An 11653-nucleotide genomic window follows, 5' to 3' on the forward strand; every position below is an offset into this window, starting at 1 on the left:
AATGGATGAAAAATATTGAAGATTTAAAAAATAGTAAAAAGTGAAGAGCCAAGAGTTAATGAAGATTGCTCATCCTTTTCCCTCTTTTTATTCCTAATTGTCCATTTCCCACTCTTAATTTTTAACTCTTCACTATTAACCCTTTACAATTATTAATTCATTATCAATTGGCTATTCGCATAATATCCGCAAACACTCCTGCAGCAGTTACAGCTGCTCCCGCTCCGGCTCCTTTCACTACCAAAGGCTGTTCCTGATAGCGGCTGGTGGTAAGTAAAACAATATTATCCTTTCCGTCTAGATGATAAAAAGGGTGGTCGGATGTAACCTTTTGTAATCCAACCTTAGCTTTACCATTTTCAAATTCAGCGATATATTTTAATCGCATTCCTTTGGATTCAGCTTCCATACGAATTTCTTCAAAGGCCGACTGATGTTTTTCAAGCTCATTAAAAAATTCTTCAACATTTTCGGTTTTCAGACAGGAATCCGGCATAAAAGATTCATTATTTATTTGCTCCATATTCATTTGAGCACCTCCTTCTCTGGCCAGGATTAATATTTTACGCATCACATCCACCCCACTTAAATCTATGCGCGGATCTGGTTCAGTATACCCTCCCTCCTGAGCCATTTTTACCGCTTTGGCAAAAGATATCTCCTCACTAAAAGTGTTGAAAATAAAATTTAAGCTTCCCGAAAGCACAGCCTGAATTTTATGAATACGATCTCCGCTCTTCACCAAATCATGAATTGTATTGATCACCGGTAAACCTGCTCCCACGTTTGTTTCATATAGCAGCCTAGTATTCTTATGTTTAGCCAATTCCTTCAATTTTCTATAATTCTGGTAAGAAGAGGAAGCTGCTATTTTATTGGAAGTTACCACAGAAATACTTGCACCTAGCACTTTATCATACAGATTACTGACTACTTCACTGGCCGTATTATCCACTAAAATACTGTTGCGAAGGTTACAATTTTTCATCCTTTCTATGAAGTCAGTTAAATCTGCCGCCTCACTCGCATTGGCTAGTTCCTCTTTCCAGACACTAAGATTTACCCCTTCCTCATTGACTAACATTTTACGGCTATTGGAAATACCAACAACTTTTAATTCTATTCCATGTTCAGTTTTGAGGTAGTCTGATTGCTCACAAAGCTGCTCCAACAAAGCCCCTCCTACATTCCCTACCCCAACCATAAATAAATGGACCTTTTTGGTTTCCGATAGAAAGAATGTCTCATGCAATATATTTAAGGCCTTCCTCACATCTTTTTCAGCAACTACTAAAGAAATATTTCTTTCGGTAGAACCCTGTGCAATGGCACGAATATTAATGCCATTTTTCCCAAGGGCGTACAATGCCCGGCCAGACAGTCCTACCTGATCCCTCATTTTGTCACCAACCAGAGCAACAATAGACAATTCTTCTTCAATTGCAACCTTATCAACTTTACTTAAGCTTAGCTCAAAGGCAAACTCTTCATCTAAAGCTTTTTCTGCTTTTTTCACATCTTCTAAGGCAATTCCTACTGTAATGGAATGTTCCGACGAAGCCTGAGTGATAAACACCACATTTACCTTATAGGCCGAAAGGGAAGAAAATAAACGCATAGAAATCCCAGGTATTCCTACCATTCCACTACCGGAGAGCGTAAGCAAGGCAATTCCACTTATACTGGAAATCCCTTTAATTTGACCATTTTCTCCCGAATGCTCACTTATTAAAGTTCCTGTATCTTCAGGAGCAAAAGTATTCTTTATCGATATAGGTATCCTTTTCTTAAGAACAGGATGTAATGTTGGGGGATAAATGACCTTTGCGCCAAAATGTGAAAGTTCCATGGCCTCCTCATAGGAGATATATTTGATAGGGTAGGCAAAATCTACCAACCGGGGATCTGAGGTCATGATTCCACTGACGTCGGTCCAAATTTCCAGCCCCTTCACATGCAAGGCACTTGCCAAAATCGCTGCGGTATAATCGGAACCTCCCCTGCCCAAAGTAGTTGTGTACCCGTCAATAGAAGAAGCAATAAACCCTGGAAATACCAAATGATCCTCATTGTGTTTTAATGCTTCCTGAATATTATTATTAGTCAATTCAAAATCTACCCTGGCATTTCCAAATTGATCGTCAGTAATAATAAGTTCTCTTGAATCCATAAAACCTACTTTTACTTCCTTTTCCTTTAATGTCTCTGACAAGATATAAGCAGACAACCTTTCTCCAAAACTTAACAAATAATCTTTGGTTTTAGGAGAGAGTTCTCTTAAGAGAAAAATACCATTACAAACATCTTCTAATTGATTAAGCAAAAGTTTAACCTGCCCTTTCACATGACTTTGTTTGACAAAAGGTATAAGCTGGTCAATCGCCTTCAGATGACGAAATTCTATATTCTGTAAAAGGCCTGTATATTTTGAATCTCCTCTTTGAGCACTTTCCCCGGCCTGAATAAGTTGATCTGTCGTTCCTCCAAAAGCTGAAGCAACTATCAAAAGACGGCTTTTTTGAGCTTTTTGTTCGACTATCCGACTTACTTTTAAAATATTTTCCGCATTGGCCACAGAGGAGCCACCAAATTTTAAAACTTTCATTGTAGATTCTTTTTATACCCTATTCCGGAACCAAAGTCCTAGTTCATGGTTATGGATAAGTTGTCAAACTAAATATTGCAATAGGTCTGATTTTTCATTGAGGTATTCGTAGACTATATTCTTTTTTTCCATTCGGTTTATCAGGCCCTGAAAATCTTCCTTTTGCCTTAATTCAATGCCCACCAAGGCTGGCCCTTTTTCCCGACTATTCTTCTTGGAATATTCAAAATGCACAATATCATCTGTAGGGCCTAACACTTCATCCAGAAATTCCCGTAAAGCACCGGCCCGTTGTGGAAAGCGTACGATAAAATAATGTTTAAGTCCCTCGTATAATAATGAGCGCTCTTTTATCTCCTCTGTTCTGGTTATGTCGTTATTACTTCCGCTAACCACACAAACCACACTTCCTCCTACCAATTTTTCTCGATATAAGTCTAGTGCAGCAATTGTAAGCGCACCAGCAGGCTCTACTACAATTGCCTCTTCATTATAAAGCTGAAGTATGGTACTACACACTTTTCCCTCAGAAACTGAAATGACATCGTCCAAAACTTCCCTACAGATCTCAAAGGTTTTTTCTCCCACCTTTTTTACTGCTGCCCCATCCACAAACTTATCAATATGAGAAAGCGCCAGGGAAGCATTATTTTTCAAGGCATATTGCATGGAGGCGGCTCCTTCCGGTTCTACTCCAATAATTCTAGTGTGTGGACTCAACTGTTTAAAAACACTTCCCACTCCGGAAGCCAAACCACCACCTCCAATAGGCAAAAACAAAAAGTCAATGGGCCTTTTGTGATCTTCCAACAATTCTAAGCCAATGGTTCCCTGCCCTTCAATCACCTTTAAATCATCGAATGGATGAACAAAAGTTTTCCCATTTTGGGTACAATACTCCATTGCCGCATTGTAAGAATCATCAAAGGTATCCCCAGTCAACACCACCTCTATATTTTCTTTTCCAAACATTCTAACCTGCCTTACTTTTTGGTGTGGAGTAGGATTAGGCATAAAAATGGTTCCTTTTATTCCCAATTGACGACAGGAATAGGCAACCCCTTGGGCATGATTTCCAGCACTGGCACATACTACTCCATTTTGTTGCTCTTCTTCTGTAAGACTACAAACCTTATTGTACGCCCCTCTGATCTTGTAAGAACGTACCTGTTGCAAATCTTCTCTTTTCAGATACACCTGCGCTGAAAGAGACTCTGAAAGGTTAATATTTTTCATTAAAGGGGTATGAGCCACCACTCCCTCCAATTTCTTTCTGCTTTGGCCAATATCTTCCAAAGAAGGTAATAAGTCCTTCTCTATTAATTGATTCATATTTTAATAAGACTTTTTGTCAATTGGACTTTTCTATACCAAGAGAAAATCATGTCCAATGTTATTTTTCACCTTATTTCTGTAAGCTAAAGAAAGATCATAGCCCTTAGTATCTTCCCAATTTTTCCGAAATGGTTTTCCATTGAGAGAACGGATCCCTGCCACTTCAGCAGCAGTTCCTGTAAAAAAGGCCCCATCAATATCCTGTAAATCATCAAGGGTAAAAAATCTTTCCTCAAGAGGAAACTCCAACTCTCCAGCCAAATCCATTACTGTGTTTCGGGTTATTCCCGGAAGAATATTTCCTAGTGGGGGGGTGTACAAAACACCATCCTTTTCAAAAAAGAAATTTGCACCAGGACCTTCTGCCACAAAGCCTTTTGCATCCAATAATAAAGCTTCATCAAATCCTTTACTCCTGGCCTCGGTACTCGCCAAAATGGAATTAGCATAATGGCCCGTTACTTTAGCATCCACCGGAACAGATTTAGGATTAGGTCGTTGATAAGAGGAAACCATGATATCTAACAATCTATCTCCCAGAAGTCTATCCCATTGCCAGGCGGTAATCAGTAAATGCACTTCCTTACTAGCCGTTAAGGACATGTTCGCCCCTAAATAAATTAAAGGACGGATATAAGCATCCGACAATTTATTCTTTTTCAGCAAATCGTAAGTGATCTCGACTAACTCTCTGACTGAATACCTCATTTCTATATGCATTTTCTTTGCCGAATAAAGCAATCGCTCATAATGTTCTTCGGCTTTAAAGATATGCACACTGTCTTCTGCAGTTTTATAGGAACGAATCCCCTCAAATACCCCACTTCCGTAATGCAGGGTTTGATTGAATAAATCGGCCTTGGCTTCTGAAGCTTTCAACCACTCTCCATCAAGGAAGAGAATTGTCTGATCGTTGTAGTACATACTTACCAATTATTTATATGCCTAAAATAGATGCGCCATTTCTTTGGGAGAAATGGCGCTAGTTTTTTAAATATGAATAAACCATTCCTCCTATTCCGAGCCAATAATGACCCCGCAAGTAATAATGACCGTCGTAAGGGTCAGACTTTGAAAATGCTGGAATTGAATGGATTTTCTTTTCATTTTAGAATTTAAAATTCAGCCTTTTAAAACTTATCACTCACAAAATCAGTACATTACACACAAAAAAAAGCACCACCCCTTTGATTAGGAATGGTGCTTTTAATGAGTAATTATCTTTTTACTACATTTACACCATTCCCCTACTCCCTGTGACAATAATCACTGGGGTAATAATTTGGGTAATAATGTAATGCACTTTTGCCATCAATTTTTATATTCAATTGTTAAAAACAAAATTATATGGTTTTTTAACAAAAACAAAGAATAAAATTTTATTTAACACACATTAATAAAAATTTAATTCAAGTCAGGGTTAAAAATTATCTTAAATTCTGTTCTACGATTTAACTCATGAAGGCTTTCATGACAAGAAGATCCATCATCAGCACTAGTATTAACAAACTGATTTTCTCCAAAATCATTTCATCTAATTCTTTTTTCTTCAATCCATCCGAACCAAATATTAATAGTTGATTGTAGTCTTCGTTCGGAAAGCCTTTGATTATAGTTCACTGTTCCTCTATTATCGGTATGGACAGCAAACTACAAAGACAAAAAATTAATTATTGACTTGCCATCAGGCTAAACATTTCTAGGTTGAATTCCCCGGTAACAATCATGTGAAGAGAACTTCTAAAACTATCATTTCATTCGAAAAAGAAAAGGTTTATGGAAAATGAATTAAGTCGCATTATCTCTCCTGTGCAACCATAATAATATCAAAATCATATTTGGTCCTTTAAATATGGGGCAATTATTTATCCTTCCTTATTCGGCGATTGACTAGAGATAAATAAAATGATTGCAAAACAGAATCTTGGTGATAATGATAAAAAGTAATTGAAAAATATGAAAATATCTTGGACAAACTACTACTAATCAGAAATAGAGGCTATTACAATAAATAGTTAATATTAAATTTTACACCAATAACTATCTATGTGGTTAATCTTCAAGTCTTTTTGGGAATTCCCCCCTCAAATTCTTTTATTTTTTTAAATTGGCTCATATGGATTTGCTATATCCCATATTCTTTCACCCAGACTAAAGCCTTTTTCACCTTCTCTTCCATAGACAGATGGCCGTCGAGCCAATGAATATCATACCCTTCCCTTTCCATTTTTCGAAACCAAGTCATTTGACGCTTTGCAAATTGGTAAATTCCTGTTTCTAATTTTTTATACATTTCATTATAGGATAATTCACCTTTAAGATATTGGGTAATCATTTTATATTCCAAGCCGTACCAAATCAAGTCTTCGGCAGAAACAGTTTGCAACAATTCTTCCACTTCTTCTACCATTCCTTGTTGGAAACGTTGTTTTAAACGATGGCTAATTCGTTTTCTACGACTTTCCCGATCATATTTCACTCCAATTACCAAAGTATCTATTTCCGGATATTGGGGCTTAAAGTTTTCCTGGGGATTATTTCTTAAAAAACGGCCTATTTCAATAGCCCTAATTGTCCGCTTTCTATGATGATGATCTTTAAAGTTCTCCGGATAAGGCAATGCATTCAAAATTTGGAGTAACTCTTCCTGAGTCTTTCTTTCTAAGGTTTCCCTAAAGGCAACATCTTTTGGAATATGAGTAAAGCCATAATCTTCCAAGACAGATTGGATGTACATTCCCGTTCCCCCACAAAGAATGGGCAATTTCCCCCTAAAAAGAATATCCTGCACTGCCCGAAAAAAATCCTTTTGAAAATCACTTACGTTATATTTTTCTCCAGCTTCTCTAATATCAATCAGGTGATAAGGAATGGAATGATCTCCCACCCCATATTCTTCCAGGTCTTTACCAGTGCCAATATCCATTTGCTTATACACCTGCCGTGAATCGGCACTAATAATTTCACCATTTAACCTATATGCCAATTGAACGGCAAGAGAAGTTTTCCCACTGGCCGTTGGACCTGTAATTGTTAAAACCTTAATAGGTGATGGTGATTTCATTTAAAAGAAGGTTTTTCCCCGATAAAATATTAGTATTCTGAAACCGAAAAAAAAATACAAGGCTCCTCTCAGTCTTGGACGTTTTTTTCCATTTTGCTCTTCGTCTACAAAGTTAGAACAGCATTTTTAATCCCTGCTGCCTATCTGAGAAAATTTCCGAATTTTGAAGGATTGCAAAGGACATCTGGTTGGATACTTAACCATAAGGCGAACAAATAAAACTTTAAAACTGTTTTTTTCTGAGAAACAAGAGAACCTATTTTGCCATGACCAATGAAGTACTGAAAAACCAAATCACAAAAAAAATTGATAAAATTGAAAATACAGCCCTACTAAATGCCATTTTTCTACTCATCAATAACCTGGAAGAAGTACGGCGGATAGAAAGAAGTCAACCCGAATCAAGTGGGGATAGAGATTTTATTGCTTATGGAGATGGGATGGAGCCCCAAGCAGCATAATTGAAATTAAAGATTACAAATTAGGAATTAAAATCACAGGTGAAACCTGAAAGTAGTAAAAGCCTGTTCAATAATTGTTTTTGGTCCTGAATGTGGAGCAGACTGTTATTTTTCTTGAATTCAAAATTTCATTCTAAGTCTTTTAATAAACCCTTTCCATAAAGATTTACCTAAAACTTTCTGGGAATACACCCAAATCTATCCCCCAAATAAAAGGAATAACGAAATAAACAAATAGGGTAATTACCAAAATACCAAAAAGGTTCAGCCAAAAGCCGGCCTTAGCCATCTCTCCCATTTTAATATAACCCGACCCAAATACAAAAGCATTTGGGGGAGTTGCAATGGGCAACATAAAAGCACATGAAGCCGCAATTGCCGCTGCTACCATTAACGTATAGGGGTGAACATTAATAGACATGGCCAAAGCACCCATCAAGGGAATCATCATAGTTGAGGTAGCGGTATTGGAACTCACTTCTGTCAAGAACAATACCAATGCAGCCACCGCCATAATAATAAAAATCAAGGGAATACCCCTCAAAACGGTTAGCTGGGTTCCAATCCATTCGTCCAAACCAGTTTCTTTTATTCCTACCGCAATGGTTAATCCTCCTCCAAAAAGTAAAATAATTCCCCAAGGAATATTTTTAGCCGTTTCCCAATTTAAAATAAACTGTCCTTTGTGATTAGGAGCAGGAATCAGAAATAATACCACTGCACCTGTTATGGCAATGGTAGTATCTGATAAATTCATACCCTTAAATAATAAACTACGACTGATGTAGGCCAAAGCGGTTAATGAAAAAACGACCAATACTGCCAGTTCCTCTCCTTTCATAACCCCGAGCTTCCCTTTTTCATTTTGAATTACCTCTTTGCCCACTGGCAAATCATCAATCTTTAAAGGAAAGGCTATTTTCACCAAATACCACCAGGTTCCTAACAAAAACACAACGGTAATAGGGATTCCAAATAACAACCATGTGCCAAAATCCATGCTTTGACCGTAAAAGGTATTTATCATCCCCACAAAAAGGGCATTAGGCACAGACCCCGTAATGGTAGCCAGGCCTCCAATAGAAGCAGCATAGGCAATACCCAACATAAGGGCCTTACCTAACTTAAAGTTATCTGGATTTGTATCAATTCCCTTATGGTCCTTTAAGGCATCGGTAAACTGAAAAATAATAGCTAAACCTATGGGAACCATCATCATGGCTGTCGCCACATTGTTGATCCACATGGACAAAAAAGCGGTGGCCAACATAAAACCCAGCACAATACGATCGGGACGAGTACCTATAATTGAAATAATAAATAAGGCAATCCGCTTATCTAAACGCCACCTTTCCATTGTTAAAGCAATCATAAAACCACCCATATAAAGAAAAAGCAGTTTATCACTGTAACCCAAAGTGGCTTTTTGCATACTCATAGAATTGGTCAATGGGAAAATAATCAAGGGAAGTAAAGAGGTAGCCGGAATAGGAATGGCTTCTGTCAACCACCATACAATAATCCATAAAGTTCCTGCCAATACGCCCCTACCTTCGTCGGACAACCCCTCAGGATGAAAAAATAACAGACATAAAGCAAATAAAAGAGGTCCCAAGATCAAACCTATAAGCTGAACTGGCCTATAATACGGCTTGTCTGGCCTGAGCTGGTCTTCCTTAGAAACAGCAGACTGTTTTTCTTTTGTAAGAGTTGAGGTTCCCTTAACCGAAAACTTGAGCAATTGTTTGGTTTTATCATGTTGCTCCCACAAGGCTTTCCAGCTCAAAATTATTTGATTTGCTATCATTTTAAATGAATAAAAACAACCCTTTATTTCCTTCTATTCCTCCTTAATTAAATGGGAAATTCCCCAGATCTATTCCCCAAACCAGTGGAAGGAAAAAATAAACAAATAAACTAATAATAACCATTCCCATCAGGTTCAACCAAAAGCCGGTTTTGGCCATATCTTCCATTTTTAAATAACCAGACCCAAAAACGACAGCATTTGGCGGAGTTGCTACAGGTAACATAAAAGCACAGGAAGCTGCCAGGCCTGCAGCCACCATTAAACCAAAAGGATGTACTCCCAGCGATAAGGCTAAACCGCCCATAACAGGGAACATCATGGCTCCGGTAGCGGTGTTTGAAGTTATTTCGGTAAGAAAAATAATTAAACCTGCTGTAGCCAGAATGATGATAAACAAAGAAACACCACCCAATACAGTTAATTGTTCGCCTATCCACAGGGCTAAACCTGTTTCTTTAAAACCAGCAGCAATGGTTAAACCGCTTCCAAATAAAAGAAGTACACCCCATGGAAGTTTTTTAGCTGCATCCCAGTTCATAATAAATTGCCCCTGATAATTAGGAGCAGGAATAATAAATAAGAGTATTGCTGCAAAAATCCCAATATTGGTATCATTTAAATTTAATCCCTTCAAAACAAAAGAGCGAAGTATCCAGGTGATGGCCGTCAAGGAGAAAATTACCAAAACGATGGATTCCTCCCTGGAAATTTTTCCCAAGGCTTTTTTCTCACTTTCAATCACTGACTTTCCTCCCGGTACTGATTTTAATTTCATGGGAAAAGCAACTTTTACCAAATACCACCAGCAAAGGCCGATGAGCAAGGCAGAAACCGGCAAACCGAACAACATCCACCCACCAAATGAAATTTCCAAACCATAAAGGGTATTAACAGCACCGGCAAAAAGTGCATTGGGAGGAGTCCCTATCAAAGTGGCCAAGCCCCCAATGGAAGCCGAATAGGCAATTCCCAACATAAGGGCCTTTCCAAAATTAAAGTGCTGTGGTCTGGTATCTACCTCCTTATTATCTTTTAAGGCTTCAGAAAACTGGAATATGATTGCCATTCCAATAGGCATCATCATCATAGCGGTGGCAGAATTGGAAATCCACATGGATAAAAATCCAGTAGCTATCATAAAACCCAACACAATCCGATCTGAACGTGTACCTATTAATGAAATAATTTCCAGGGCAATTCTTTTGTGCAATCCCCATCTTTCCATACTTAAAGCCAAAATAAAGCCCCCCATAAACAGAAAGATAATGGGGTCACTATATCCGGAAGTGGTTATTCCCATCTCAAGGGAACCTGTAAGTGGAAAAATAATCAAAGGTAATAAAGAGGTGGCCGGAATGGGAATGGCCTCCGTAATCCACCAACTGGCAATCCATAAAGTACAAGCCAATACACCTCGGCCTTCATTGGAAAGGCCCTCAGGGTGAAAAAACAGCATGCACAGGGCAAATAAAAATGGTCCCAATAAAAGTCCAAAAAACTGAATGGGACGATAAGAAGGTCTTTGATCCCTTTTTGTTTTAACTTCTTCTGTATTTATCTCGGCCGTAGTGGCTTGCTTGGTCTGTATTTTAAGTATGCGCTTGCTTTGGTAATGTAACTGCCACAAATAGTTCCAAACAGATAAAGTTTGATTTCTCCTCATAATCAAATGTATTCAAAAGTCTGTTCTTCTTATATAAAGTAGGTATTTTTCCCACCTTTCTTTCAAAAATATTCTTTTCCCAGAACTGCAAGAAAGACCCATTTCCTTTTTCTAATTAATTAAGCCTCCTCAAAACTATCCTTTTTTGGTCGGTTCCACTCCAAACTTCCAGACCAAATCCCTTACAACAGATTATTTCTTTTTATTCTCTTACCCTTAGAAAATCATTTCTTTCCCAACTTAATCATCTACCCCTTTTAACAAGAAAGTATAGAATTATTAATACAAGGTCCAAAAAGGAAGGATAATTTAACCATTCTTGGATTTAGTTGGCACACTGATGTACATGATCGCATTAAATACCATTTTTTCATCAGTGTTCAGAGATTTATGAACAGATAAACCCGGCTTTATATATTTATTCAAAACAAAGGTTGCCCCAGGATGAATAAAATAACTGTTTTCCACCCCATACCTAAAAGTACCAAATGTTTCCAGAAATGGGCTTACAAACTTCGTTGCGTTATATTTCACCATAAAGGTGTATCGGTGAGTTATATCTGCCCCCTTTGGAAAGACAGTACCAATATTTGCTCCCCAATTCATTTTTTTTCCTATAGTATGCGCAAATGTAAAGTTTACCTGAGGGCGAAAATCATATTCGCCACGAGTCCCTCTTCCCAGAAAAAAACCAGACAAAAATCCAATGGCTGGC

General features: G+C 37.9%; 8 protein-coding genes. 1 reads left to right on the forward strand and 7 read right to left on the reverse strand.

The window, feature by feature from the left end; all coding sequences use genetic code 11:
* Positions 1-163 precede the first annotated feature (163 nt).
* The 4 genes from thrA to miaA all read right to left on the reverse strand — a co-directional run bounded on the left by thrA (position 164) and on the right by miaA (position 7004).
* The gene (thrA, locus tag E1171_RS17095) at positions 164-2605 is read right to left on the reverse strand and encodes a bifunctional aspartate kinase/homoserine dehydrogenase I (protein ID WP_155207271.1); all 2442 of its coding nucleotides are present in this window, start codon (positions 2603-2605) and stop codon (positions 164-166) included.
* A 63-nt stretch (positions 2606-2668) separates the two neighbouring features.
* A complete protein-coding gene (gene ilvA, locus E1171_RS17100; protein ID WP_155207272.1) occupies positions 2669-3937 on the reverse strand; it encodes a threonine ammonia-lyase in 1269 nt (422 codons plus the stop codon).
* Positions 3938-3970: 33 nt separating this feature from the next.
* Positions 3971-4864: a branched-chain amino acid transaminase gene (locus E1171_RS17105; protein WP_155207273.1), complete on the reverse strand. Its 894-nt coding sequence runs from the start codon at positions 4862-4864 to the stop codon at positions 3971-3973.
* Positions 4865-6065: 1201 nt separating this feature from the next.
* Positions 6066-7004 carry a tRNA (adenosine(37)-N6)-dimethylallyltransferase MiaA gene (gene miaA, locus E1171_RS17110; RefSeq protein WP_155207274.1) on the reverse strand — a complete coding sequence of 313 codons (939 nt, stop codon included), beginning with the start codon at positions 7002-7004 and terminating at the stop codon, positions 6066-6068.
* Positions 7005-7270: 266 nt separating this feature from the next.
* Between miaA and E1171_RS17115 the strand changes: the two genes are divergently transcribed.
* Complete coding sequence (locus E1171_RS17115) at positions 7271-7465, forward strand: hypothetical protein (RefSeq protein ID WP_155207275.1); 195 nt, start codon at positions 7271-7273, stop codon at positions 7463-7465.
* Between the two features lie 166 nt (positions 7466-7631).
* Here the strand turns inward: E1171_RS17115 and E1171_RS17120 are convergent, their stop codons facing one another.
* The 3 genes from E1171_RS17120 to E1171_RS23925 form a co-directional block, all read right to left on the reverse strand.
* A complete protein-coding gene (locus E1171_RS17120; RefSeq protein ID WP_155207276.1) occupies positions 7632-9272 on the reverse strand; it encodes an SLC13 family permease in 1641 nt (546 codons plus the stop codon).
* A 43-nt stretch (positions 9273-9315) separates the two neighbouring features.
* Entirely contained in the window at positions 9316-10938 is a 1623-nt protein-coding gene (locus tag E1171_RS17125) for an SLC13 family permease (RefSeq protein WP_155207277.1), read from the reverse strand.
* Positions 10939-11247: 309 nt separating this feature from the next.
* A partial coding sequence (locus tag E1171_RS23925) for a hypothetical protein (protein ID WP_187696510.1) occupies positions 11248-11653 on the reverse strand: 406 nt, incomplete at its 5' end.

Source organism: Xanthovirga aplysinae (genome assembly GCF_009711365.1).
GTDB lineage: Bacteria > Bacteroidota > Bacteroidia > Cytophagales > Cyclobacteriaceae > Xanthovirga > Xanthovirga aplysinae.